Genomic DNA, 25,221 nt, shown 5'->3' on the forward strand with positions numbered 1-25,221 from the left:
TGGGTGGAACTTAATCAGCTTCCTTGAACCCTAGCGGGGAAGAACCGGGAATGTATCGATTTGCGAAGCTACCCGGCGGAGTTGTCTACGCGGTGTCCTGCCGGTAACCATTTGTTAATCTGCGCTGCGCCGCCCAGTTGAAACCACCAGTTCCGCTGCTGCTCTACAGTTGCTGTATGAGTACGGCAGGGGCCATATATGCAAGCGTTGGACTCGGGATCGTGGTTGGCCTCGTCATTGCCGCGGTGGTCTACGTAATAGTGCGCGCGCGATCCCAAGCAGCTGCGCTGGCGCAGCCGGTGATTTCCGCGGATGTTGAGGAAGTTCTCGCGGCCTTGCCCCAAACCGCGATCGTTTCCGACCCCTCGCATCAGGTCATTCGCTCCAGCTTCGGGGCCACCAAGGCGGGCCTCGTTACTCGCAATGGGCGACTTGCGCCCATCCTCGTGCCGGTTGCATCCAAGGCCTGGGAGAGCGAGCAACCGGTCGAAGCGACAAAAATCGTGCCCCGTGGCCGATACGGTTCCGCGGGCGTGCAATACCGGATTCGTTCGACCCAGTTGGCCCCGCGATTCATCCTGACGCTCGCGCAAGACATCACCGAGTCCATCCGCGTCGAGGAAGTGCGCCGGGACTTCGTCGCGAATGTCTCGCACGAATTGAAAACCCCAATCGGGGCGGTGACGCTGCTGGCCGAAGCCGTCCAGGAAGCCGCGGATGACACCGAACAGGTGCGGTATTTCGCGGGGCGGATGCTCGTGGAGACCGATCGGCTGGCTCGCCTTACGCGGGAGCTAATTGACCTCAGTCGACTGCAAGCCATGGACACCCTCGAAAACGCGGCGGTGGTCGACATGGCCGAGGTTGTCGAGCAGGCCATCGACCTCACGCGCGTGCCCGCAGAGGCGAAGGGAATTCGAGTGCGGGCGAAGACCGCCCCCGATGCCAAGGTCTGGGGCGATGATTCCTTCCTTCTTATGTGCGTGCAAAATCTGATTACGAATGCGATTACCTATTCGCCAGAGAATTCCAGTGTGGGTCTCGGCATGCGCAAGACCGAGGATGTGCTGGAGATCTCGGTGGCGGACCAGGGGATTGGCATTAGTGACGCAGACCAGCAGCGCATTTTCGAACGCTTCTATCGGGTGGATGCAGCCCGGTCAAGAAATACCGGTGGCACCGGACTCGGGCTGAGTATCGTGCGACACATTGTGGAGAATCACGGTGGCGAAATCCGGGTGTGGTCGAAGCCGGAGGAAGGCTCGACCTTCACGATTCGGATACCGCTCATTGACTCGCTTCGTGAGGAGCCGGTGCGGTACGAAGCGGAGCAGACCTCGCCGATTCAGCTGCCAAAATTTTCGCCCGATCGAGACTGAAAATTCGATGTGTTTACCAACCGTTAGCCCTACGTATGCACAATAGCTCTGTGACTCGAATTTTGATTGTTGAGGATGAATCCTCGCTCCACGAACCACTCGCTTTCCTCCTCAACCGCGAAGGATTCGAAACCGCGGTGGCCGAAAACGGTAACGATGCGGTCGAGATGTTCGAGCGGGAGGGGGCAGACCTCATTCTGCTCGACCTGATGCTGCCGGGGATTCCGGGCACCGAAGTCTGCAAGCGCATCCGAGCCACCTCGAATGTGCCAATCATCATGCTGACGGCGAAGGATTCCGAAGTCGACATCATTGTCGGTCTTGAACTCGGCGCTGATGACTACGTGACCAAGCCCTATTCGACGCGTGAGCTGCTGGCTCGCGTGCGGGCGGTACTGCGCCGCGCCGAGCAGGTCGAAGAGGAAGAAGACGATGGCATCGTCGAAGTCAATGACATTCGGATGGATGTGGACCGTCACACCGTGGTGGTGCGGGGAGAGCTGACGCAGATGCCGCTGAAGGAATTTGAGCTGCTCGAATTCCTGATGCGCAATGCTGGGCGGGTGCTGACCCGCGGTCAGCTGATCGACCGAGTCTGGGGTCCCGACTATTACGGCGACACGAAGACTCTCGACGTGCACATTAAGCGCATCCGTTCGCGAATCGAATTGACGCCATCCTCACCGCGACTGCTGATGACCGTGCGCGGCCTGGGTTACCGCTTCGAAGGCTAGCGCCGACCCACACGGGGTGGAAAACAGCCGAGTGGAAAATAGTTCGGCCCCAACGAGAAATCGTTGGGGCCGAGCTATTGGTGTCTTCAGGAGCGCTTAGGGCTGGATTTCGGTGTCGAGCTGTTCCTGCTCGCCCTCGTCCTCGCCGACCTCTTCTTCGATGGTTTCTTCCGTCTCGGTGAACCCGGGCTCGGTGGCTTCCGGCAGGAGGGTGGCGTACTCGCCGAGTACGCCTTCGGCAATCTCCGACCCGAGCACGGGAACAATCACGGTCTGCTCGGCCGTCTGGGTGTTGCCCTCGTCGTCGGTGTAGGTGGAGGTGAAGGTCACCTCGAAGGTCGAGCCGCTCACAAAGTCGCCCGAAACAATTTCCGACCCGCTCTCACCAAAGCCAACCTTGACGAGTCTGTTGTTGATGGTGTGGTCGATGGTCTTCTCTACCGAGGATGCGCCGACCTGTGCGGTTACGGTCGCTTCGGCATTGGTGAGGTTGACTGCGGTGAAGACGAAGTTTGCCTCGTCGACCGACTCGGTGGTCAGCAGCAGAGCGTTCTGCACAGAAACTCCGCCGAGGTCAGCGCTGACACCGTCGCTCGCGTCGTATTGCATCTCCGTACGCTGAGGGCTGATCATGTTGCAGCCAGTCAGCCCAACGCCGATGGCGAGGGCAAGCGCGGCTGCGGCAACGGCGCGGATCTTCACTGCAGGGGCCTCCTGGTCACGGTCCGAGTTGTCGGAGCTGACAACTCGCGAATAACAAATCTTCCTCAAGCCTAGCCGATTGCGTGAGTGGCTTTGGCACGCTGCGTGATTCTGCTGCCTCATTGTGCGGCGCGAAATCCTAGCACTAATCCGTGCTAGAATAGACAAATCTGCGTAAGTGAGGGGAACTATTTATGAAGTTTGAGGTCGGAGAGACTGTCGTCTACCCACACCACGGTGCGGCAACGATCGAAGAAGTCAAGACTCGAGTTATCAAGGGCGAGGAGAAGACCTATCTGAAGCTCAACGTAGCTCAGGGCGATCTCACCATTGAAGTTCCGGCTGACAACGTTGAACTTGTTGGGGTGCGTGACGTCATCGACGAAAAGGGCCTCGAAGAGGTGTTTGACGTACTGCGAGCACCGATCACCGAGGAGCCGACCAACTGGTCGCGTCGCTACAAGTCGAATATGGAAAAGCTTGCCTCGGGCGATGTCATTAAGGTTTCGGAAGTTGTTCGCGACCTGTGGCGTCGCGATCAGGACAAGGGGCTGTCCGCTGGCGAGAAGCGGATGCTCTCGAAGGCACGTCAGGTGCTGGTCTCGGAGCTCGCACTTGCCGAGGAGACCAGCGAGGATGCCGCAAATGAGCACCTCGACGAGGTACTCGCTTCCTAGCTGAGCCTGACTCGCTGAGCGTGATTCGATGAGTTCGAGTCACTGAGTTATTAGCCGAGTGGCTGCCGCAGATCGCGGCGGGCCACTCGGCTTTTTCGTGCCTGTGCCCAAGCTATCGCGGGCGTGATGCTTTAGATGCGGTTTGGAGCATTCGTGCGCAGCCTTGCTTGGGTAGGCGGATGCTGTGGGAAGCTTGCCGGTATGAGTGAACTCTCGCCCTGCACTGGAATCGTGATCGTTGCCGCGGGTTCGGGAACGCGTCTCGGGCTCGGAACTCCGAAGGCGTTCGTCACCCTCGCCGGCGAACCGATACTGGCGCATGCACTGCGCAGTCTCACGGGTCTGCCCGGACGCGTGGCCGTGACGATTGCCGTACCGCCGGGCGATGCATCCTCCCGGGCAATGGCCGAAGAACTGGCACAGCATGAGCTCGTACCACTCGGGGAGAAACTGGCCGCGACCGCTATCGTCGACGGCGGTGATAGTCGCCACGAATCGGTGCGCGCGAGCTTGGCGGCGCTCCCCGAGCACTGCGATATCGTGCTCGTGCATGATGCCGCCCGCGCGCTTGCCTCGCCTGATTTCTTTGCTCGAATTGCCGGGGCGGTGCGTGCAACTAGGCACGGGATCGTGCCGGGGTTGCCGGTGATCGACACGATCAAGCAGGTGGATGCAACCGGTCGCGTCGTCAACACCGTGGACCGCGAGTTCCTTCGCGTGGTGCAGACGCCGCAGGGGTTCCCCTTTTCGCAATTGCTCGCGGCCTATCGGGCTGGCGAGGGGGAGACCACGGATGATGCGGCAACCTTCGCCGCAGCTGGTGGCACCGTAGAAATCGTGCCGGGCGAGGCATCCGCCTTCAAAATCACCGGTCCTGAAGACCTCAGGCAGGCGGAGGAGCTGCTGGCGCGGCAGCGCGGCAATGTCGCTTCCGGACCAGTCACTCCCGGCCCCGTCGCTCCCGGGCCCGCCCCCAGCCCCGGCGAATTGCGGGTCGGTGTCGGAACTGATGCGCATGCCTTCGATGTCAGCGCGCCGTGCTGGCTCGCCGGCATCCACTTTCCGAATGAGCGGGGGCTCTCGGGGCATAGCGATGGCGATGCCGCAAGTCACGCGATGGTGGATGCACTGCTGGGGGCCGCGGGTCTCGGGAGCATCGGTTCGGTGTTTGGGACTTCCGATCCACAATTTCAGGGTGTCCACGGCACCGTCTTTCTCGAGGCGACGCGGGAGCTGCTCGCGACGAAAGGCTGCCGGATCCAGAACGTGAGTCTGCAGGTGGTCTGCCACCGGCCGCGATTTGCAGAGCGTGTGGGGGAAGCTGAAACGGTGCTCTCCGCATCCATCGGCGCGCCGGTGACGGTATCCGCAACCACCTCTGACGGCCTTGGTTTCAGCGGTCGCAACGAAGGTGTCTTCGCAATCGCCACCGCACTCGTGGCGGTGCCGGCATCCACTTCGACCGCCGCGCGCCCATAACTGGCGGGTGCGCGGCGAGATCCCGGCTCGCGACCCTAGGATGGAAGGCGTGAGTCAGCGCCTTTACGACACCCGCCAACAGACGTACGTGGATTTCGTCCCTCTCCGCGAAGGTGAGGTATCGATGTACGTGTGTGGACCAACCGTGCAGTCCTCGCCGCACGTCGGTCACCTGCGTTCGGCACTGGTCTACGACCAGATTCGCCGTTGGTTCCGCCACGAAGGGTATCGAGTTACGCTCGTGCGCAATGTCACGGACATTGATGACAAGACCCTCGCAAACGCCACCGAACACGAACCCTGGTGGGCACTCGCGTACCGCATCGAACGCGAGTTCACCTCGGCGTACGCGACCCTGCGCATCCAACCGCCGACCTATGAGCCGCGCGCGACCGGCGCGATCCCGGAGATGCAGGCGATCATCGCCCGACTCATCGACCGGGGCCACGCCTATGTCGCCGATGACGGGGTGTATTTCGACACCGCATCCTGGACCGACTATGGCGAGCTGACCCATCAGCGACCCGCCGACATGGTCGCCGCCGAGGATGGCGCCCCGCGCGGGAAGCGTTCACCGCAAGATTTCGCCCTCTGGAAGGGGAAGAAAGCCGAGGAACCCGAGTCGGCAGCCTGGGATTCACCCTGGGGGCGAGGCCGACCGGGTTGGCACATTGAGTGCTCGGCCATGTCGACGAAGTACCTCGGCACCGAGTTTGATATTCACGGCGGTGGGCGCGACCTGCGCTTTCCCCACCACGAGAACGAACTCGCGCAGTCGCGCGCCGCGGGGGATGGCTTCGCGCGCACCTGGTTGCACAACGGGCTGGTCTCCCTCGGCGGCACCAAGATGTCGAAGTCGATCGGCAATGTGGTCTCGGTGGGGGAGTTGCTCAGCGACCGGCGGCCGATTGTGGTGCGCTACCTCTTCGGTTCGGCGCACTATCGCTCCACGATCGAGTTGAGCGAGGAAGCCTATGCCGAAGCCCAAGCGGCCTTCGAACGCATTGAGAACTTCCTCGCACGCGCCACTCGCCTCGTCGGGAGCGTACCGACCCCGGCGACTGCGCTTCCCGAACCGTTCGTGGCCGCGATGCGCGATGACTTTGGTGTGCCGCAGGCGCTCGCAGTCGTGCATGAGACCGTCACCGAGGGAAACCAGGGGATTGAGGCTAAGGATGCGGGGCGCGTTCAGGAACTCGCGTCGGCAGTTCGCGGAATGCTCGGTATTCTTGGTGTTGATCCGCAGGCCGATGAATGGGCAGATTCTTCCGCGAGCGATTCAGCGCTCGAACCCGCCCTGGATTCACTGATCAGCGGGCTGCTTGAACAGCGAGCGGCGGCGCGAGCCGCGCGCGACTGGGAAGCCGCTGACCGCATCCGAGATGCCCTGGCCGCCGCGGGAATAACGATTGAAGATACCCCGCAGGGGTCGCACTGGAGTGTATGAGTATGAGTACTGGTGGTAAGCGCCCAACGGGCAACCGCAAGAAGAAGGGCCCGCTTAAGGGCACCGGTGGTCACGGGCGCAAGGCGCTCGAGGGCAAGGGACCGACCCCGAAGGCGGCGGACCGGCACTGGGCTAAGGACCGTCGTCGTCGCGCGGCTGCGGAGGCGGCCGGAAGCGGCCAAAAGCAGCCGCAGCGTCGCCCGCAGCAGCGCCGCAGCTCGCAGATTAGCGATGTCGAGCTCGTCACCGGTCGCAACTCGGCGCTCGAAGCCCTACGCGCCAATATTCCGGCGACCACGGTGTTTGTTGCCCAGGGTGCGGACCTCGACGATCGGATGCGCGAGATCGTGCAACTTGCCGCAAAGCGCAATATCCCGATGCTGGAGGTCACCCGACAGGAAATGGATCGCATGGTGCCCTTCGACGCCGTGCACCAGGGGGTTGCGCTCAAGGTCCCCGCCTATGAGTACGCCGACCCGATCGAGCTCCTCGAAAAAACCGTCTCGCGTGCCGAAGTACCGCTGTTTGTGGCACTCGATGGGATCACCGACCCGCGTAACCTCGGGGCGATTGTGCGCTCGGTGGCGGCATTCGGCGGTCACGGTGTGATCGTGCCGCAGCGTCGGGCCGCGGGGATGACAGCCTCGGCCTGGAAGACCTCGGCCGGTGCCGCTGCGCGCCTACCGGTAGCGCTCGCGGGCAACCTGACGAATACCGTGAAGGCCTTCCGGGAAGCCGGGGTGTTTGTGATCGGTCTCGACGGAGACGGCGACGTGTCGCTGCCCGGCCTCGATTTGGCGACCTCACCGCTCCTTGTTGTGGTTGGCTCCGAAGGCAAGGGTCTTTCGCGACTCGTGGCCGAGCACTGCGACGCGATCGTATCGATTCCGATTGACTCGGCTACCGAATCCCTCAATGCCGGTATCGCCGCTTCGGTCACCCTCTATGAGGTCTCGAAGCTGCGCGCGGAAGCCGCCGCTGAGTAGCGCACTGCCGCCCGCGCCCTGCCGCCCGCGCCCTGGGCACTTCGCTCTAGGCCCCGCGCTCTAGGCCCTGCGCGTCAGAGGCGTTCACCGGTGGCGGCATCAAAGAGGTGCAGCCGCCGGGTATTGGGAAGCACGGTCACCGTGTCGCCAATCTGGGCGTGATGACGTCCATCGACCCGGACGGTGAGTGGCAACTCGCCGCCGGGGAGTGCGGCACGCCCGTAGAGATAGCCGTCGCTGCCGAGCTCCTCCACGAGGTCCACGCGCATCCTGAGCCCGGTTTCACCGTCGGCTGCCACCGCAAAGTCTTCGGCGCGAAGCCCCACGCGAACCTCGCGGTCGCCCGCGAGTTGCGCGACCGTGTCGGGAACCCGAGTCGAAGCACCGCCGAGATCGAGCATCCCGCCCCGCAACCGGGTAGACCAGATCGTCATGGCGGGGGAGCCGATGAAGCTGGCCACGAATTCATTGGCGGGGGCGTCGTAGAGTTCCTGCGGCGCACCAACCTGCTGCAGTTTGCCGTGATTGAGCACGGCGATTCGGTCGCCCATGGTCATTGCCTCGGTCTGGTCATGGGTGACATAGACCGTGGTGACGCCGAGTCGATTCTGCAGGGAGGCAATCTGCGTGCGGGTCTGCACGCGCAGCTTTGCGTCGAGGTTCGACAGGGGTTCGTCCATTAGAAAAACCTGCGGTTCGCGGACGATCGCGCGGCCCATCGCCACGCGCTGGCGTTGACCGCCAGAAAGTTCGCCCGGCCTGCGGTGCAGTAGCTCGCCCAGTCCAAGCAGGTCCACGGCCTCGCGTACCTTCACTGCACGCTGGGCCTTGGGCATGCCACTGGTGCGCAGCGGAAAGCCGATGTTTTGTTCCACCGTCATGTGCGGGTAGAGGCCGTAGCTTTGAAAGACCATCGCCATGTCGCGATCCTTCGGCGGCACATTCGTGACGTCTCGCTCGCCGATGTGAATCGAACCGCTATCGACGGGCTCGAGCCCCGCGAGCATCCGCAACGTGGTCGTCTTGCCGCAACCGGATGGTCCCACCATCACCAGGAACTCACCGTCCCCGATTTCAAGGTCAAAACGGTCAACGGCGTTACGGGTCGTGCCATGGAATCGACGGGTCACACCGCGAAAAGTCACTGTTGCCATGAAGAGCAATCGTAGTCCCCGTACGCAGGCCGACACATAGCGAAACAACGCGAAGTAAACCTCGATGATTTTTGGCTCGGGGTGCAGTCTTTCGCGAAAATGAACGTGGATTGAGATATTTGCGAACCAGCGTCGATTAGGTTGAAGGCAATTCTGCGACCGACCACGTTTCAGCGGCGCGTTGGTTGCACAAACGGTACGTGACGAGCAGTTGGCGAGGAGGGACATTGGCACATTCGTCCGCCAATCCGGTCAAGAATCACTCGGCCTCACCGGTGCAACAGCGCCGCCAATGGGCCGTGGAAGCGTTGCGGCAGGCGCAGGAACAAGCCGGAATGACTGTGCTCATCGAGGGGCTCGCGGGGATGGGGAAAACCTGTCTGCTGCGTGAACTGCGTACGGCAGCCCTCGATGATGGTCGCTGGTCACTCGTGGTCGTACACGCGGATGAATTTGAGGTCGGTGAGCCCTATAGCTTCATTGAGCGCATCGTTGCCGCGAGCGGGGTCACCGACTGGTATTTCGAACCCGGTTCCTTGACCGACCCGATCGCTGTTGCCCGGGAATGCATCCGGCGACTCTTCGGCAATGGCAGCCATCCCGGCCGGGTGTTTCTGATTGACGATGCGCAATGGATTGATCATCAGTCGCATCGGGTCCTGCGCTATCTGATCCCACGCATCACCCGGCGCCAAATGTTCCTCGCCTTCAGCGCCCGCACGCCGCATGAGTCGGGGTCATTCGGTGAATTTCTACAGGCACTGGTAGCCGACAGCCATCTCGACACCAGCATCCACTTAGGGCCGCTGGATGCGCACGCCGTTAGCTGCCTCATCGCCGAGCGCCACGGTGCGGTCGTGGGCCCGGCTATCGCCCAGCAAATTGTCGACGAGACAGAAGGTTCCTTTCTCGAGATCGACAGCATCGTGTCCGGCTTGACCCCGCAGGATGTTGAACAGTTGCAACTCGGTTGGCAGTCACCAACACGAGTCGGTCACGAGGCGAACGGTCCGCTGCTGCGCGAATTTAAGGGGCTTGATCGGGCGTCACAAGCCACGGCGGAACTCATCTCTGTCGCCGGCCATGTGCTCACCCGGACACAGATCGAAGCGGCGGCGGAGATCCTCGATGAGCCGGTACACCTTGACCGGGCAATCGAAGCGGGAGTGATCACAGAATCGCATGACGAGGAACACTTTCACACTCGGCATGCGCTCCTCGCGGAGGCGATTTCGGAATCCCTGGCTCCCGAACGTGCTCGCGCGCTCTACCGTGCGCTTGCAGAGGTCACCGATGGCTACCGTTCGCTGCGGCACCGGCTGCTTGGCGCAACGCACTGGGATGCGCAGCTTCAGACCGAGGTGCGGCGGTACGCCAGTGTGGCCGCGAGCGAGCGGAAATTTGGCAGTGCCAATGAGGTACTCCGCGCCGCACTCAAGCTGGTAACCGAACCTGCTGCCCGAATTGAACTCGTCGAGACGCTTGCGTTATTGCACCTGCAAGCAAGGACCGGCTATCTGGTGTTGGATTTATTGCCAGATATCGAGCAACAGCCACCGAATCTGCTGCGACACTTACTCGCACAGATCCTCTCGGCACACCGCGTTGGGGTAGAGGTTTCGCCTCGCGCGATGAAAGAAATATTGGCCACGGCGCCAACGAATGCCGATGAAGCGACGATCCTCGGGTTCTTTGCGTTCATGGTGGTGCTGCTCAGCATGCGCAAAGCGGACACCTCGGCCGTTCCAGGGCTGATTGAACGGGCCCGTACCCTCGTGGCCGCGGCTCCGGCGAGCGGGGAAGAACTCACCGATTCCCGGCTTGCCTGGATGGTGGATCGGGACGGTCGCTTACTCGTGCTCGATTGCTATTCGATGGTGCAAGATCAACAGCAGGGTGATTTAGATGCGGTCATCGCACGATTGCCCGCGCTCATCGCTCGGATCGACCGTACCCCCGATAGTCCGCTTAAGGTAGATGCGCTCGTCGCAATCGCCGGTGCGCAAGTGGCCATCGGCCGTGCTGATTTGGCGAGGGTTACCGCGGAACAGAGCGTGGAGATACTCGAGCGGGTGGGGGAACCTTGGGCAGCAGGCACTGCCCGTGTCATACTCGGGCACTGCATGATCCTCGGCGGGGAATTGCGGGCTGCGGTTGAACTGATGGAACTCACCGAAGCTGTGACGCATAGTGCGCTCGATGTGGAAACACGATTCGGCTGGGCCGCCCTAAGACTGATGGTTTCGGCGATTGCCGGTCACGAGGACACCGACTTCTACGTGGAAGCGGCGCGGCGCTACGGCGAGATCGATTGGGAAGGCTACAGCCCAGATCTTGGTGTGATCGCCGAATGCGAGCTTGCCCGAGTGCGCGGCGATCATGCTGAAACATTACGGCTCACTTCGCCGGAAGCAATCCGCGGCTTCCGCAGCACCCAGCACGGGTTCCTCACTTATCGAGCGCTTGCTCTCATCGAACATGGTGAGGTTGCCGAAGCACAACACCTGATTGCGCAACTCGGGAAATGGCGCGGCAAGCAATGGCAGGAATACTGGGGCTCGCTCGACTGGCTGAACGCCAGGCTTGCACAGGCCGAAGGCGACCTGCAGACGGCTCGTTGGCATTTCCAATCTGCCGTGGAACATCGAAACTACCCGCTGCAACACGGGCTCGCGCTCGCGGACTATGGACGCTTTTTGGCGCAGCAGGGGGAAGACGCCGAGGCGCAAGAGGTCGTGCACTCGGCCACCGCGATATTGGCGGGTATTGGTGCCGATGGCTACCTGCCTCGGGTACGCGAGCTGGCAGATTCCGTGAGCGGTGGATCGACACGGCATCCCGAGGCACAGCGGTTACTCGATCGACTTACCGAACGCGAGCGCCAAGTGGCCGAACAGCTCGCGAAGGGGCGCTCGAACCCGCAGATCGCAGACTCGCTCGTGGTCTCCGTGGCCACGGTGCGGTCGCACATCTCAAATATTCTGCGAAAGCTGGGGCTGTCCTCCCGCGCAGAAGTCGCGCGACTGATCGGTGAACCCCGCAAAGAATAGCTTTCTGGGATGCTCTGGCCAGGGTTCAATCTCGGGTGGGCGCTACTCCAATTCCGCGATGATCTCCTGGAGTTTTGCGAGGAGTTCGCCGCGGCTTGCCGCACCGAGACGGTTTCGCATCCGCGCGACGTGGTGTTCCACCGTCTTGGGCGAGATGAACAGCTGCTCACCGATCGCCCGATAGCCGTGCCCCTCGGTGACCAGTCGAGCGACTTCCAGCTCACGACTGGTCAGTTGCGTGGTTTGTCGTGGTGTCGCGCCGTTCCCGGTCTGTGCCTTATTGATCTCGCGCGCGAGTTGCATGAGCGAGAGCGCCCCCTCGCGTTCCGGCTCCTGCAGGGCGGCTTGTCCTGCAAGTCGGGCCGCATCCCACACCTGGCCGTGTTCTGCGAGTGCCTTCGCGCTCATTGCGACGGACTCAAAATTAGCCTCGCGACGAAGCACCTGTAGCCAAGTCTGGCCGGCACTGGCAAGGGTTGCGGCGTAGGTGCTGGTTTGTCTCGCCGCGACCAATGCATTTGCATGCGGGATGAGGGTGGCCGGTGCATTGGCTTGGAACGCGGCTTGCACTCCGGACCAGTGGAACGGTGCCGTCCAGACGATCGGTTCGTGGAGCCCAGTCGCAACTGACTGTGCACGCAGTGCGAGTTCTTCCGCACGCTCCGAATCACGCAGTCTTGCGGCAACCACCATCATTTCCCCGAGTGGGAGGAGGTCAAAAAGCGTGAGTGAAATTCCGAAGGTGTGACCTCGCAAGGCTTGCCAAGCATCCCGCATTGCGGTGAGATCCGTGCGGCGTCGTGCGATGCCTGCCAACAAACACAAATGGAAGAGACGATCGCGGTCACTGAGGTTTTCGACTGCTTGGAGCTTGGCGAGCGTGGCTTCCGCGGCATCCACCTGCCCCTGCACCATTTGCGACCAGGAACTCAACAAGAGATGACGCGTTCGGCCCCAGGCACCACCAAGGTTTGCCTTGAGGGCGCGGTCGAGGAGCGTCTGGGCGGTGGCGGGGTCGCCCCGGCCAATCGCGACGATGGCGGCTAACGCGGCCGGGCTCTCTGGCAGCAGCACATGTTCGCCCAGCGGCGCCAGTGCGGACACCGACCGCGCCAGTAATTCCAAGGCACCATCACCATTGCCGGATACGGTATTGAGGATGCCGTCGGCAAGGTCGACCAGGCCGGACTCATGATTCGTCAGGGTGTCATTGCCGAGTACCGAACGCCAATGCCGGGCCGCGGCCAAATCGCCCTTGCCGATGGCGGCAACGACCGCCCAGGCGGCATTGAACCCGATGCGTTCTGCCCCGATTCGCCGATACACGGCGAGCGCGCGCTCGAGACGATTACTTTGAATGAGCGCGGCGGCGGCAAGTGCACCGGCTTCCGCGAATACTTCGGGAGACGCCGTAGCCAACAAACCGTCGGTGAGCGACAGTACCTGCTCGGTCTGGCCTCGGTATGCCGCGTGAGTCGCCGTCATCACGCGGACATCCTCATCACAGTTCCCGCGGGCACGGGCCACCGTGGTCAGTGCCCCAATCGCCAGCGCATCCTCCGGATGCTCGCTTACGGCTTCGATGAGCGCTCGCAGTAGCGCCTCATCGGTGCAGCCCGATTCTGCGAGCGCCACGAGCGTGGCGGTGCGTGACGCTGCCCCTGATTCGATCTCGGCGAGAATTTGGTCGTGAATTTCACGGAGTTGTTCGGCCGGGGCGGACGCGATGATTCTCGAGGCGGCGGCGGCGCGCAGTGCGCCATCGTGGAAATAGACGTCACCACTTGCCATCAGCTGCGTGAGATCCTCGTGAATTGCAGCCTTTGCGCGGGTGATTCTGCGGGACAGTTCTGCGGCATCACAGGGGCACGAAACCGCGATGTGCATCAGCAGCGTGTCAACCTCTTGCTCACGGTCCTCAGTGCGCTGCGCAAAATGACTTTTCGGGAGGGTGTCCTGCGAACTCATCACTATCGAACCAGGCTTTCATTCCGCGCGGTGGTTGGAATCCAACTCGTATCGGGGGTGCCGATGGGTTCGTGTGTGGCGGCGGGGTCCAAGAGCGTGTCCATTTCTTCTTCTGGAGCCGGGGCCGGGGCCGGGGCCGGGGCGACACTCGATTCGCCTTGTGGCACCGCGGTTTGCACGGGCCCGGTCCACTGCGAGACACGATCTCGAATGAGTTTCCAGAAGGTGCCAGTCTCTGGCTCCCGTACGGGCTCTGCGTGGTGCTCTGATTCGGTGAGTTCAGTCATCGGTTGGGCGTTGAGGAGCCGCTCTGCGCCGCGCACTACGATCAGCGTCGGGTCGTCTGGGACATAGACTTCCAGCCCGAGGTCTGCGGAGAGCCGTTGACTGATCAGAGGCATATTGGCAAGTCCGCCCATGAGCAGGACCGCCTCGATTGGTGCCGCACATTGCTCAAGGACGGCTCCGACGGTGCGGACCACAGTATCTGCCCATGGGGTTGCGAGTTCCTCGAGCTCGCTGCGGACCATCCGCAGCCGCGGCGTTGTCTCTGGAAATTCGGGCTGCATGGATTCCGTCACGGACAGCGAGAGCGACTCGCGCAGGGCACGGCAGTCAGCGAGCGAGGCGCGTGCGGCGGCTAAGACGTCCGGGTCGGTGGGATCAACGGTGTAGCCGTCGGAAGCGAGACCTTGGAGAACATGCTGGAGTACTGCGACGTCGAGGTCATCGCCGCCTTCGTTGTGGACGAGAACCGGACTGGTGAGTGCGGTTGGGCGAGTGTTGCAGTTTTTCACCACGACAGCACTCACTTGGCTTGCACGCAGACCCACCACGGCCACCGTGCTGGGGAGCGGTTCGGTAGACCGTTGATACTCGACCACTGCGGCTTCGGCGTCATTGACCATCAGCACATCGAGGCCACGCGCGCGGAGCGCATCCTGGACGCGGGCGAGGGTCCGCGGCGTCCACCAGCCGGGAACCGCGACTGCGGCCCGAAAATCCGCCGGCGCATCCACTGATTCAACAGCCAGGGCTTCGCCGACGGCGGATGCGTACATCTCGTGCGCGGGGTAAAGTTCGGCACGGTCTTCGGTGACCGTGACATAGGGGAGATCGTCCGCAACGCGGATCAGTAGATCCCGCGGGAAATCTTGGTTGATGGAAGCGACTTCACCATTGCTGAAGGTGACTTTCGACACCCCTACTTCTATTCCGACCACGTTGTCTCCCACCATCATTTGCAATCGCGCGAACGATCGTGCTGCGCGAATCCCCTATAGCGATTTTGTTTATTGCGACCCGGTAACAGTCCGAAGCGTAACCCGCAGGGAGCGAGCAAAGATTGCTGAAGCCGCAGAGCTGTTGCAACTCAAAAGTCTTGAATCCCCTAATCGGTCCCCTAGTCCACCTCACCCTCGGAGTGAGCCTGTAATGGGTGGTTAGGGAGAAAAGCAGGGGGCGGTGCCCCGTGGTGGGGTGGGTATTTCGGTTCCTAGTCTCGAAAGTGCCGAAATCGAAAAATTCGATCTCGGATTTCTTGGGAAAGGAAATCTCATGGCAACTACAACTGCTGATCTGTTGAGCTTCATCCTCAGCCTGCTGGGGGACCCGGTGAAGTCAGAAGAATTCTCGGCTGACCCCGACACGGTGCTGTCGGCAAACGGCCTTGACGACATCACTTGCGCCGATGTTGACGCAATTACCCCTCTCATCACCAACGCAACCAACGGTTTCATCCAGGTGAACCAGTCCGGTGCTAACAACGCGGGTGGTCACGCAGGTGGCGGCGGACACCACGGCGGTGGCGGACACCACGGCGGTGGCGGACACCACGGCGGTGGCGGCGGCCATCACGGTGGCGGCGGTGGCGGTCACCACGGTGGTGGCGGCGGTGGTCACCACGGTGGCGGACAGCCGGAGCCTTCGGAGCTCATCCAGCAGCTCGTGCAGAACGTCTCCGTAGTGAACTGGGACAACAGCGGCATCATCCAGAACATCTGGGGTGCTGACGAGGTCACCCAGGCCTTTGCGACCGACGGTAGCTTCGCGGTCACCGGCGATGTCTTCGCGAAGGACCCGATCGTGGTCGGCGACGGCAACGCGGTCGGTCACGGCAACGTTGTCGCTTCAGGCGACGCCGTGGCAGCTGGCCGCGACGTGATCCAGAACAACGGTGATGGCAACCTCGCGCTCGGCAGCAACCAGACCGTGGCACAGGACGGCGGCGTTGTGGCCGGTGGCGACTACACCTCCAACCGCAACTCGAACAACAACACCGACTCGGGTAACACCGTGACGCTCACGCACGACGAGTCGATCACGGTTGGGGATGTTGGGGTCGACCTCTCGGAGAACACCAACACCTTCGTTGGTGGCAACCAGAACAACGGCGACAACTCGGGCAATGCGACCTGGAACCACAACTCGAACAACACCGTTGCTTCGAACAACAACGTCAACTCGAACAACAACGAGGACTCGTTCAACACCGACAACTCGGTTGAGGTTGATGTTGAAGACTCGTTCAACACCGACAACTCCACCAACATCGGTGGTAACCAGAACAACGGTGACTTCTCGGGCAACAACGTTGAGGTTGACATCGAAGACTCGTTCAACACCGACAACTCCACCAACCTTGATGTTGAGATCGATGACTCGTTCAACGACAACTCGACCAACCTTGATGTTGATGTCGACGACTCGTTCAACGACAACTCGACGAACACCGAGGTTGACGTTGAGGTTGAGGACTCGTTCAACACCGACAACTCGGTAGAGGTAGAGCTGGAAGACTCGTTCAACGACAACTCGACGAACACCGAGGTTGACGTTGAGATCGAGGACTCCTTCCAGGACAACTCGGTTGAAGCAGAGTTCGAGTGGGAGTACGAGAACAACGAGTACTCCTACGAGAGCAACAACAACGACTACAACTACCAGAGCAACAACGATGTGCTCAGCAACAACGAGGTTGATGTCGAGATCGGCGGCTAGTCTCACCAGACTGGACACCAACCCAGTAGTGTGAGGGCACGCTCAACGCGGAGCCAACACGCGCAGAACGAATGCTGTACCGGAGCAACAGCGAATGTCGCCCCGGTACAGCATTCTTCTTCACAGCTCTCGCACCCCAAATCGTGGCATCTGCCGAGGAGTTTGAATGTTGTTATCGCAAGTCCGCGCCACTGCAGATCAATTGCAGTCAATCGCTACGCAGTTGCGGGAGATTGCGCAGCGAAGCGGCAGGGCCGATCTCACGGAAAAATTTCACGAAGTTGATCGTGAACTTGCTGACACTACCACCGAGATTGTGGTGGTGGGGCAGATCAAACAGGGCAAGAGCGCTCTGGTCAATGCGCTCGTTTCGGCACCCGTATGCCCGGTCGATGACGTCCTGGCAACCTCGGTGCCGACAATGGTGCGGTGGGGTGAACAACCGACCGCCACACTCGTGACCGAGATGGCGGAAGACAAACGCACCATTCGCACGAAGATAAATCCCGCAAAGCTCCGCGAGCATGTCACGGAACTCGCGGGGGAGTCAGGGCTGCTCGGTAACGTGCGGGCGGAAATCACCCTGCCGCGACAGATCCTCTCCGAAGGTCTCGTCTTCATCGATACGCCGGGAGTGGACGGTATCCGAGTGCATGCCGCTCGAAACGTCACGCTGCTCCCGCAAGTGGATGCGGCCATCATGGTGACTGACGCAACGCAGGAGCTTACCGAGCCGGAACTCGCTTTTCTCAAGCAAGCGGTAGCGCTGTGTCCGCACGTGGTCGGCGTTATGAGTAAGACCGACCTGCAACACCAGTGGCGCGACATCCTGGAAGCAAATACCGAGCACATCGCCAAAGCCGATATCGACATTCCGCTGCTGCCGACATCCTCATTGCTGCACAGCCTGGCCGACCGCGATGCCGATCCGGAGCTGCGAAAGGTTGCGCGCATCGACGACCTCGCAGAGCACCTGCGCACGGATGTCCGGAAAAAAGTACTCGCTGACCGCCACCGCAGCATTGCCAAGGACATTGGCACCATCGGTGAGCATCTCGCGATGGTGATCGAAGCCGAACTCCTGGCACTCAAGGACCCGGGCGATGGCAAAGCAATTGTGCAGAACTTGCAAAAGGCCGAGGAATCCGCACAAAGCCTCATGGACCGCTCTGCCCGGTGGCAGCAAACACTTTCCGACGGCTCGGCCGACTTGCTCTCCGATATCGAATATGACCTCCGAGACCGACTGCGTGCGGTGGGACGGGAGGCGGAACAGCTTATCGACGCGAGCGACCCCGGCAAGTCCTGGGAAGAAATTGGCTCGTGGTTGGCAGAATCCGTCACCCTCGCAATCTCAGACAACTTCGTGTGGGCGCATCAGCGCAGCGTCCACCTCGCGGAAGTGGTGGCACAGCATTTCTCCACCGACGGACGCACCGCTGTGCCGGACCTTGCCGTAGCCGACACCGGGCAGTTGATTAGCTCCATCGGCGGACTCGAATCCGTGTCGAGCGGTCACCTCTCGATCGGCCAAAAGCTCATGATCGGGATGAAGGGTTCCTACGGTGGGGTGCTGATGTTTGGCCTCATGACCACACTGGCGGGGATGGCGCTGGTCAACCCGATCTCGATCGCCGCCGGTTTGATTATGGGCGGGTTCGCGTACCGGCAAGAGGCAAACTCACGTCTGGAACAGCGTCGCAATGAAGCGAAAATGGCGGTTCGAAAGCTGGTTGATGAGTCGATCTTCCAGGTCAGCAAGGAAGCGCGCGACCGAATCAGCCGCATTCGCCGGGTCTTGCGTGATCATTTCTCGTCTGCTGCAGAGGACCTCAAACTTTCACTTGGTGAATCGGTCAAGATGGCGAAGAAGCAGGCGAACGTACCGCAGTCTGAACGTAATCGGCGCACAGTGCAGGCCGCGACCGAATTACAAGAGATTCGGGCACTGTGCAGGCAGGCCATCGAGGCAACCGAGGTGGAAATCAATGGAGATTGGAGTGGCAATGAGTGATTCTCTGGAATCGGCCCGGGAGCTGATCGCCGCAGCGCGCGAACGCTATCAAGGCGACGCGGCAGCACTGACCATCCTCAACGAACTCAATGACCGGCTCGATCAGCCGCTTCGGGTCGCGCTGGTGGGATCGGTGAAGGCGGGCAAGTCAACGCTCTTGAACGGGCTGCTCGGTGAGCGGCTCGCGCCGACTGATTCTCGAGAATCCACTCGCGTGGTCACGTGGTATCACTACGGGAAAACCCCCACGGTGCGGGCACGCCTGGCGAATGGCAAATCGGTGCCATTGCCGGCCAGGCGGGATCGCGACCGCCACGAACTCGACCTCAACGACTTGGCTCTGCAGGACTACGACCGACTCGATGTCACCTGGCCAGCCCCGGGCATCCAAGGCATCACGCTGATCGATACTCCCGGCATTGCTTCGATCTCCCAAGACGTCTCCAACGAAACCAACCGCTTCCTGCTCCCTGAGCAGGGGGCTTCGGGGGCGGATGCGGTCGTGTACCTCTTGCGCTCGCTCCACGAATCCGACATCCGCTATTTACAGGCCTTGGATGCGCGCACTCGCCATGGCAATGCCGCCATCGGCTCCATCGCGGTGCTCTCACGTGCGGATGAACTCGGTTCAGGACGGCTCACGGCAATGGTGTCGATCAATCAGGCTGTCGAGCGATTGCGGAAGCATCCTGATTTGCAGGGGGTCTGCGAAACGATCGTGCCGCTCGCGGGTCTCATGGGGATGGGCGCGATGACCCTCCGGCAGGCCGACTACGCCGTCTTGCGGCAGTTGGCGGCGCTTGCGCCCGAGGACACGAATCGTCTCTTGGTGAGCGCAGAGCTGTTCATTACGGCGAAGGGCGACTCCCTGCCATCAGAGCGCACCCGCGTAGAACTTGTCGACCGGTTCGGCATGTACGGTATTCGCATTGCCATTGCGGTGATCCGCGGCGGCATCAATGACGCCAGTGACCTCGCGGCAGAGCTACTGCGACGCAGCGGGCTGGATGAACTTCGACGGGTTATCGACGTGCACTTCACTCAGCGGCAGTCCGAGTTGAAGGCGCATTCAATCGTTCATGCCCTGCACCGGCTCCTGCGTCAGAAGCCCGTGCCCGGCTCCGAAGAACTGCTCGTGCGGGCGGATGAACACATGTCGCGCACGCACACGTTCACGGAGATGCAGTTGCTGGGGCGTATTGCCGGTCAGCAGGTTAAGCTGGGTGCCTCTTTGGTGAATGAGCTGGAACGACTCATCGGGGGTCACGGTGCGGATACCGCGACGCGGCTCGGGTTCGAAGAACCGCAGGATAACGAGATCATGCTTGCCAGTGCCGTGGAGCACTTGCAGCGCTGGCGGGGGCTGCTGGATAACCCACTGCTCGACCGACCGACCCTGCTGGCCTGTCGGGTAGCCGAGCGCAGCTGCGAAAATATTATCGTTGCGCTCAACAATGAGCAGCAGGTGGCGGTTATGCCTCGCGGGTAGTGTCCTCGAAACCGTCTTCGGGAACCTTGAGGTTCTCGAGATCGATCTGGTCGGCCTGAGCTTCTTCGGATACAGCTTCTTTGGACTCAGCCCGACCAGTTCGCAGTTTGGTGAGTTCCTCAATGGGACGCCCGGAGGTGTCATGGAACGCCGTGATGGGCGTTGCCGGAGCCTTATCGCTCTGTCGCAACCACGTCGTCACTGCCGTGCCTTGGTAGAGGACTGCCGCTGCCAAGAACGCGAGGGCGGCAAGCGCCCCGAGCACCAGTTCCAGCGCGTTCTCCTCGCGCAGGGAGGCGACGAGGAAAGCGGCTGGGATGAATAGCGCAAGCAAGATGAACATAATGATCCGGCCGGCAGAATTCTTGCTCGCCTTGACCGAAGTCGCAGCCATCAGCAGCCCCAACGTCACCATTAACGCGAGGATGCCCATGATGCCGAGCATGATGTAGACGGCCTTTTCTTTGTCCTCTTGGGCGTAGTCCTCTTCGAGGTTGTCATTGAGGACCGCAATGAAGCTTTCGCGAATCTGATCAATGTGCAGGATGGCGATGAGGAGGACCCCCAGGAAGCACAACGTCCCAAAGAGCGCCAGATAGTACGCGACCATTACTCGCTGCGGGCGGTCAATGCGCTGTTCTTTGATGAGGCCCGTGGGAATACTCGGGCGTTCGGGTGCTGCCTCGCGTTGTGCATCCCAACTGGGAATATTGCCTGTCTCAGTCATTGGTTTTCCTTGAGGACGTATTCCAGTTCGGCGGGACCGGGGATGGATTCTTTGCCGTCGATAGTCTTGACGACGTTAACGCCGTCGATTCTGATTGTCGGTGTTGCCGATACATCAACGCGCTTCGCCTCTTTGAGGGCCTCTTCCAGCCACGGGCCAAAGGTACGGTTCGCAACACACTCGCTAATATCGCCAGCACCCGCCTGTTCGGCAAACGTAATAAGTTCCTGATCGCTGAGGCCTTCACCGCCCTGCGCGGGCTGGTTTTCCATGAGCAGCGAATGCATGCTGGCGTAGGCGAGTACCCCGGCTTGATCGGCCACACAAACCGCGGCATTGGATGCCCTTTGGCTGTACTCGTCAGTGGATGCATTCACGAGGAAGGCGATCGGGTGATAGGTGAGGCTGATGTTTCCGGCAGCGAGTTGCTCATTGAGGAAATCGCCTGATTCTTCGTGGAACACACTGCAGGTGGGGCAGAGGAAGTCCTCGTAAATTTTGATTTCTGTGGGGTTTGCATCCGCATTCACCGAGTCTGAGACCAGATCGGGTGTGATCGCGAAGCCGTAGTCTTCGGTGGCGTTTTGCGGGCTGGCGACGGTGGCGTCGCTGGGATTGGCCCGCAATTGAATCCAGATCAGCGACGCCGCGCTCATGAGCACGCCGATGGTGACAAAAATGGACAGCACCATTCGCTGCCGTTGGGTGTCCTTGCGGTGTTTTTGCCGAATGGAATCGGCGAGCTCTTGCCGCTGACCTGCACCAACACCCATAAAAAGCTCCCTCGCCGTGGCATAGAAAACGCAACACCTAATGGGTCGAATCATAAGTGAACCACGGTTACATAAACGCGCGCGCTTTGGTCCAATACCGCTGATTTCGCCGCGCGGCCGCGAAGTCGCCCGGATTGGTGATTCGAGCACATTTCCCCCTAGGATGGACCTCGCGCCGCCTTAGCTCAGCTGGTAGAGCATCTGTCTTGTAAACAGAAGGTCATCGGTTCGAACCCGATAGGCGGCTCCACTTAGACTTCTCCACCGCAGCCGCGACTTCTAGAGCGCCGCGACAGCAGTGTGAGCTCGCTTCGCGCTATCCTCGAATTTGATTTGTCACGCGGCCCGCACCAGCGAATTCCTCGACAACCAGTCGAGTGCTTGCGGGGCAGCGGAGTGGAGAGCGGGGCAACGTGATACTTCTGGTCGACAACCGCGACTCCTACACGTTTAATCTCGCGCAGCTCATTGCCGCCGTCGCGGACTCGGCGCCGCTCGTGGTGCCCGCCGAGGAGGTGTTCGCGCAACGCATCCCGGCGCGGATTCGGGCAGGAGAATTCAGTCACCTGGTGATCTCACCCGGCCCGGGTACTCCCGCGGAGCTCGCAGACTTCGCCGGATCCCGGGCAGCGCTCGAAGCCGCCACCGAAATTCCAGTGCTCGGGGTGTGCCTCGGCCATCAGGGGCTCGGGATGCTCGCGGGAGCGACCGTGGATCGGGCCCCGCAGGCGCGCCACGGCTTCGTGAGCCGGGTCACACACTCTGGCGACGGAATGTTCGCCAACTTGCCGCAGGATTTCGCGGCAGTGCGCTACCACTCGCTGCACGTGCGGGATATCGACGAGAAGACCCTACGCATCCACGCCCGCTCGGAAGACGACGTGGTGATGGGCCTTGAGGTCATCGGACGCCCCCACTGGGGAGTGCAATTTCACCCGGAATCGATCCTCACTGAGCACGGGGCAAGCCTGATCCGGAACTTTCTCGCGCTTGACTCGCGAGCCGGAACCGCCGAGGCCAAGTCAAAGCCAGGACGGTGGGGCAGCCGGCTCGACCGCGCATCCCACCTGCTGTCGTCACAACACGGTGAGGATGCCGCCACGGTGCACATCGAAACGCTTGAGCTTGCGATCGACGCCGAAGCGACGTTCACGCGATTACAAGCCGGCGCATCCGCCGCATTTTGGCTGGACTCGGCCTCGCGGGTGGGCGACTCGGGTCGGTATAGCGTGCTCGGCACGAACCGAGGTTCCGGTGCCCAAACCATCCGCTACCGGGTCGGCGGCCAGACGGAGGTATTGACCGGGGACCGAACCGAACTCGTCGAAGCGGACATCTTCGAGTACCTCGAGCGCGGCCTTCCGCCCCATGCGGAAGTTACGCGCAGCGGCGAGCCGATAGTCGGCGACGACCGCGTGCCCTTCAGCGACGGCTACTTTGGCTACTTCGGATACGAGTGCAAGTCGCTCACGGTGCCAGGGCACCAACCCCGGCACCGCGCGGAGCAAGCCGATGCGTACTGGATCTTCCCGCAGGCGCACTTGGTGATCGACCATGACCACGAGCGAGTGCACTTGATCGTGCGGGACGGCGCAGACCGCGAAGCGCTACTGGAGGAACTTCGAGATGCCGTGCGTGTGGGAACACGCGCTGCCGCGGCAGACGCAAGCTCGGCTCGGGTTCGTCCCCACCACGCCCAGACAGGCTCGACTGCTGATCCCGCGCGGTCGGGCGTTCCCGGCAGTTGGCGGCTGAGCGACCGCGAATACGCTGCCCGAATTCTCGAGATCAAATCCGCCCTGCTGCGCGGCGACTCCTATGAAGTGTGCCTCACCGACACCTTCGAAGCTGATGCTCGAGTGGATGGATTCGAACTCTACCAGCAGCTGCGTCGACAAAATGCCGCTCCTTACGCCGCCTATTTCCGGTTTGAAACCTTCGGCGACGACCTGGAAATCCTCTCGGCATCGCCAGAACGGTTCTTGCTCGCGCAGCCCGATCGCACCGTCGAATCGAAACCGATTAAGGGCACCGCACCGCGCGCGGCCGATCCCGCCCAGGATGCTCGAATCGCGCTCGACCTGCAGGCGGACCCGAAGACCCGGGCCGAGAACCTGATGATCGTGGACCTGCTGCGAAATGACCTCGGTCGGGTTTGCGAAACCGGGAGCGTCGAGGTCCCCGCGCTCATGCAGATCGAAAGCTACGCCACAGTGCATCAGCTGGTATCCACGATTCGTGGCAGGCTGCGTGCCGACCACACGCTCATCGACCTCCTGCGCGCGACCTTCCCGGGCGGTTCGATGACGGGGGCGCCCAAGGCCCGCACACTCGAGATCATTGATCAGCTCGAGGCCGGGCCTCGCGGCATCTACTCCGGCACGCTCGGTTACCTCGGTCGGGATGGTAGTGCCGACCTCAATATCCTGATTCGCACCATCGTGAAGTCGGGCCGCCGACTGCAGCTTGGAGCGGGTGGGGCGATCGTGCTCGACTCGGATGCGCAGGCCGAGATCGATGAGAAGGACCTCAAGGCCGCGGCGCTCATCGCCGCAATTGCCCGCACGGTAGCGGGCGAGAAAGGTACCCGAGATGAAGGCACCCGAGACGACGACTGTGATGGCAGCTGAGATGACGGTTGAGTACCGCTGGCAGGGCGGACAGTTTGTCCGCTTTGAACGCGCCGCTGCCGGGGAAATCCTCGTCGCGGACTCCTGGCGCAGCGAAGCCACCCGGGCGGCGGCCTTTGACTATCACGTCGCTCGATTTGAGGATGCGGTGGCTCGCGTTTCGCAGACTCGCTTTGACTGGCCCGCGATCTGGCGGGGCGTTGCCGCGTTGATCGCGGCGGAAGGCGCCGCATCGCTTTTTCCGCGTATCAGTGTGGAAACGAGCTCGGCACCCGGTGAAGGCGCAGACATAGCCACGGGCACGGGTACGGGCACAGACATGGCCACGGACAGGGGCATGGGCAAGAGCACCGGCAAAGGCAACCCCAGCGGTACGCTGATCGATGGGGCGCTGGAACCACCCCTCGTACTCGCGATTCGCCCTTGCCCAAGCGCGCGCGAATTCACGAGTCTCACCGTGTACGACGGCCTCGATCCGCGCCAAAGCCCACAGATTAAAGGTCCCGACATCGCGCGGCTGGCTGCAGCCAAGGCCACCGTCGGCACCGATGACATTATTCTGCGTGACGCTGACGGGGTGGTGCTCGAGGCATCCACCGGAGCACTCGTGCACTGGCTTGATCGGCAGATCGTGTTGTCCAATCGCTTCGACCGGCAACTGGCAAGTGTGACGCAGCGGCAGGTCTATGATCGGGCGCTCGAACTGGAGATTCCAGTGAGCTTCCGCGCGGTGCGACCGGAGGAACTTGGCCGGGGCCCGCTGTGGTTCGTGAATGCCGTGCACGGGGTGAGCCCGGTGCTTGAAATCCACACTGCCGATGGCCCGATCGCCATCCCCGAGCATCCTCAGGAAGCCGAATGGCGCGACTGGTGGTGGACCACTCTGCAGCCCATCGACGCAACCGTCACGAGCCTGCAAGACCGGCACCGCACGCATCCGGCCCTGCACGACTAACCCCGGCTCGACTAACCTCGGCGCGACTCGCCTCAGCACGCTGGAGCTTCACGTCTG

18 protein-coding genes and 1 tRNA gene are annotated in these 25,221 nt (G+C 61.7%); 13 read left to right on the plus strand and 6 right to left on the minus strand.

Annotation, left to right across the window (positions count from 1 at the left end; genetic code table 11):
* The first annotated feature begins 176 nt into the window (after positions 1–176).
* Both F8O05_RS07535 and F8O05_RS07540 read left to right on the plus strand, forming a co-directional pair.
* Positions 177–1,379 (plus strand): sensor histidine kinase, encoded by a 1,203-nt coding sequence (locus F8O05_RS07535; RefSeq protein WP_158052141.1) that lies wholly within the window; start codon positions 177–179, stop codon positions 1,377–1,379.
* Between the two features lie 50 nt (positions 1,380–1,429).
* Positions 1,430–2,113, plus strand: a complete 684-nt coding sequence (locus tag F8O05_RS07540; RefSeq protein ID WP_158052142.1) for a response regulator transcription factor — start codon at positions 1,430–1,432, stop codon at positions 2,111–2,113.
* 96 nt (positions 2,114–2,209) lie between these two features.
* Here F8O05_RS07540 and F8O05_RS07545 read toward each other — a convergent pair whose 3' ends face one another.
* Positions 2,210–2,815: a hypothetical protein gene (locus F8O05_RS07545; RefSeq protein ID WP_158052143.1), complete on the minus strand. Its 606-nt coding sequence runs from the start codon at positions 2,813–2,815 to the stop codon at positions 2,210–2,212.
* A gap of 194 nt (positions 2,816–3,009) precedes the next feature.
* Here F8O05_RS07545 and F8O05_RS07550 point away from each other — a divergent pair, with 194 nt between their 5' ends.
* The 4 genes from F8O05_RS07550 to rlmB all read left to right on the plus strand — a co-directional run bounded on the left by F8O05_RS07550 (position 3,010) and on the right by rlmB (position 7,404).
* Positions 3,010–3,492 (plus strand): CarD family transcriptional regulator, encoded by a 483-nt coding sequence (locus F8O05_RS07550; protein WP_158052144.1) that lies wholly within the window; start codon positions 3,010–3,012, stop codon positions 3,490–3,492.
* 201 nt (positions 3,493–3,693) lie between these two features.
* The gene (ispD, locus tag F8O05_RS07555; RefSeq protein WP_158052145.1) at positions 3,694–4,971 is read left to right on the plus strand and encodes a 2-C-methyl-D-erythritol 4-phosphate cytidylyltransferase; all 1,278 of its coding nucleotides are present in this window, start codon (positions 3,694–3,696) and stop codon (positions 4,969–4,971) included.
* Positions 4,972–5,020: 49 nt separating this feature from the next.
* A complete protein-coding gene (cysS, locus tag F8O05_RS07560) occupies positions 5,021–6,418 on the plus strand; it encodes a cysteine--tRNA ligase (RefSeq protein WP_158052146.1) in 1,398 nt (465 codons plus the stop codon).
* Between the two features lie 2 nt (positions 6,419–6,420).
* Positions 6,421–7,404 carry a 23S rRNA (guanosine(2251)-2'-O)-methyltransferase RlmB gene (rlmB, locus tag F8O05_RS07565; RefSeq protein ID WP_158052328.1) on the plus strand — a complete coding sequence of 328 codons (984 nt, stop codon included), beginning with the start codon at positions 6,421–6,423 and terminating at the stop codon, positions 7,402–7,404.
* 74 nt (positions 7,405–7,478) lie between these two features.
* On the opposite strand, the gene F8O05_RS07570 is transcribed toward rlmB, so the two are convergent.
* Positions 7,479–8,558, minus strand: a complete 1,080-nt coding sequence (locus tag F8O05_RS07570) for an ABC transporter ATP-binding protein (RefSeq protein WP_158052147.1) — start codon at positions 8,556–8,558, stop codon at positions 7,479–7,481.
* A 227-nt stretch (positions 8,559–8,785) separates the two neighbouring features.
* Here F8O05_RS07570 and F8O05_RS07575 point away from each other — a divergent pair, with 227 nt between their 5' ends.
* Entirely contained in the window at positions 8,786–11,608 is a 2,823-nt protein-coding gene (locus F8O05_RS07575) for a helix-turn-helix transcriptional regulator (RefSeq protein WP_158052148.1), read from the plus strand.
* Positions 11,609–11,650: 42 nt separating this feature from the next.
* Here F8O05_RS07575 and F8O05_RS07580 read toward each other — a convergent pair whose 3' ends face one another.
* A complete protein-coding gene (locus F8O05_RS07580; RefSeq protein ID WP_225735808.1) occupies positions 11,651–13,576 on the minus strand; it encodes a LuxR C-terminal-related transcriptional regulator in 1,926 nt (641 codons plus the stop codon).
* A gap of 2 nt (positions 13,577–13,578) precedes the next feature.
* Entirely contained in the window at positions 13,579–14,778 is a 1,200-nt protein-coding gene (locus F8O05_RS07585) for an Hsp70 family protein (RefSeq protein ID WP_192497079.1), read from the minus strand.
* 355 nt (positions 14,779–15,133) lie between these two features.
* Between F8O05_RS07585 and F8O05_RS15170 the strand changes: the two genes are divergently transcribed.
* The 3 genes from F8O05_RS15170 (at position 15,134) to F8O05_RS07600 (ending at position 20,079) form a co-directional block, all read left to right on the plus strand.
* A complete protein-coding gene (locus F8O05_RS15170; RefSeq protein ID WP_192497080.1) occupies positions 15,134–16,576 on the plus strand; it encodes an IniB N-terminal domain-containing protein in 1,443 nt (480 codons plus the stop codon).
* Positions 16,577–16,742: 166 nt separating this feature from the next.
* On the plus strand, positions 16,743–18,590 hold the full coding sequence (locus F8O05_RS07595) for a dynamin family protein (RefSeq protein WP_158052152.1): 1,848 nt from the start codon (positions 16,743–16,745) through the stop codon (positions 18,588–18,590).
* Positions 18,583–20,079 (plus strand): dynamin family protein, encoded by a 1,497-nt coding sequence (locus F8O05_RS07600; RefSeq protein ID WP_192497081.1) that lies wholly within the window; start codon positions 18,583–18,585, stop codon positions 20,077–20,079. Before F8O05_RS07595 ends, F8O05_RS07600 begins: the two co-directional genes overlap by 8 nt.
* Here F8O05_RS07600 and F8O05_RS07605 read toward each other — a convergent pair.
* Both F8O05_RS07605 and F8O05_RS07610 read right to left on the minus strand, forming a co-directional pair.
* A complete protein-coding gene (locus F8O05_RS07605) occupies positions 20,063–20,806 on the minus strand; it encodes a hypothetical protein (protein WP_158052154.1) in 744 nt (247 codons plus the stop codon). The two genes, F8O05_RS07600 and F8O05_RS07605, sit on opposite strands and share 17 nt — an antisense overlap.
* Entirely contained in the window at positions 20,803–21,579 is a 777-nt protein-coding gene (locus F8O05_RS07610; protein WP_192497082.1) for a DsbA family protein, read from the minus strand. Before F8O05_RS07610 ends, F8O05_RS07605 begins: the two co-directional genes overlap by 4 nt.
* Before the next feature lie 174 nt (positions 21,580–21,753).
* On the opposite strand from F8O05_RS07610, the gene F8O05_RS07615 reads away from it, so the two are divergent.
* The 3 genes from F8O05_RS07615 to F8O05_RS07625 all read left to right on the plus strand — a co-directional run bounded on the left by F8O05_RS07615 (position 21,754) and on the right by F8O05_RS07625 (position 25,164).
* A tRNA-Thr gene (locus F8O05_RS07615) sits at positions 21,754–21,829 on the plus strand.
* Positions 21,830–21,992: 163 nt separating this feature from the next.
* Positions 21,993–24,209 (plus strand): aminodeoxychorismate synthase component I, encoded by a 2,217-nt coding sequence (pabB, locus tag F8O05_RS07620; RefSeq protein WP_158052156.1) that lies wholly within the window; start codon positions 21,993–21,995, stop codon positions 24,207–24,209.
* Positions 24,172–25,164 (plus strand): aminotransferase class IV, encoded by a 993-nt coding sequence (locus F8O05_RS07625; protein ID WP_158052157.1) that lies wholly within the window; start codon positions 24,172–24,174, stop codon positions 25,162–25,164. Before pabB ends, F8O05_RS07625 begins: the two co-directional genes overlap by 38 nt.
* The last annotated feature ends 57 nt before the right edge of the window (positions 25,165–25,221 follow it).

It is taken from the genome of Gulosibacter chungangensis (genome assembly GCF_008831155.1).
GTDB lineage: Bacteria > Actinomycetota > Actinomycetes > Actinomycetales > Microbacteriaceae > Gulosibacter > Gulosibacter chungangensis.

What these genes read in the sequence shown, in the direction of transcription:
- F8O05_RS07600 (WP_192497081.1), top strand. Translation starts at nt 18,583, where the DNA reads ATGAGTGATTCTCTGGAATCGGCCCGGGAGCTGATCGCCGCAGCGCGC.
- F8O05_RS07605 (WP_158052154.1), bottom strand. Translation starts at nt 20,806, where the DNA reads ATGACTGAGACAGGCAATATTCCCAGTTGGGATGCACAACGCGAGGCA.
- F8O05_RS07580 (WP_225735808.1), bottom strand. Translation starts at nt 13,576, where the DNA reads ATGAGTTCGCAGGACACCCTCCCGAAAAGTCATTTTGCGCAGCGCACT.
- F8O05_RS07595 (WP_158052152.1), top strand. Translation starts at nt 16,743, where the DNA reads ATGTTGTTATCGCAAGTCCGCGCCACTGCAGATCAATTGCAGTCAATC.
- rlmB (WP_158052328.1), top strand. Translation starts at nt 6,421, where the DNA reads ATGAGTACTGGTGGTAAGCGCCCAACGGGCAACCGCAAGAAGAAGGGC.
- F8O05_RS07610 (WP_192497082.1), bottom strand. Translation starts at nt 21,579, where the DNA reads ATGGGTGTTGGTGCAGGTCAGCGGCAAGAGCTCGCCGATTCCATTCGG.
- F8O05_RS07535 (WP_158052141.1), top strand. Translation starts at nt 177, where the DNA reads ATGAGTACGGCAGGGGCCATATATGCAAGCGTTGGACTCGGGATCGTG.
- F8O05_RS07625 (WP_158052157.1), top strand. Translation starts at nt 24,172, where the DNA reads ATGAAGGCACCCGAGACGACGACTGTGATGGCAGCTGAGATGACGGTT.
- ispD (WP_158052145.1), top strand. Translation starts at nt 3,694, where the DNA reads ATGAGTGAACTCTCGCCCTGCACTGGAATCGTGATCGTTGCCGCGGGT.
- F8O05_RS07550 (WP_158052144.1), top strand. Translation starts at nt 3,010, where the DNA reads ATGAAGTTTGAGGTCGGAGAGACTGTCGTCTACCCACACCACGGTGCG.
- F8O05_RS07570 (WP_158052147.1), bottom strand. Translation starts at nt 8,558, where the DNA reads ATGGCAACAGTGACTTTTCGCGGTGTGACCCGTCGATTCCATGGCACG.
- F8O05_RS15170 (WP_192497080.1), top strand. Translation starts at nt 15,134, where the DNA reads ATGGCAACTACAACTGCTGATCTGTTGAGCTTCATCCTCAGCCTGCTG.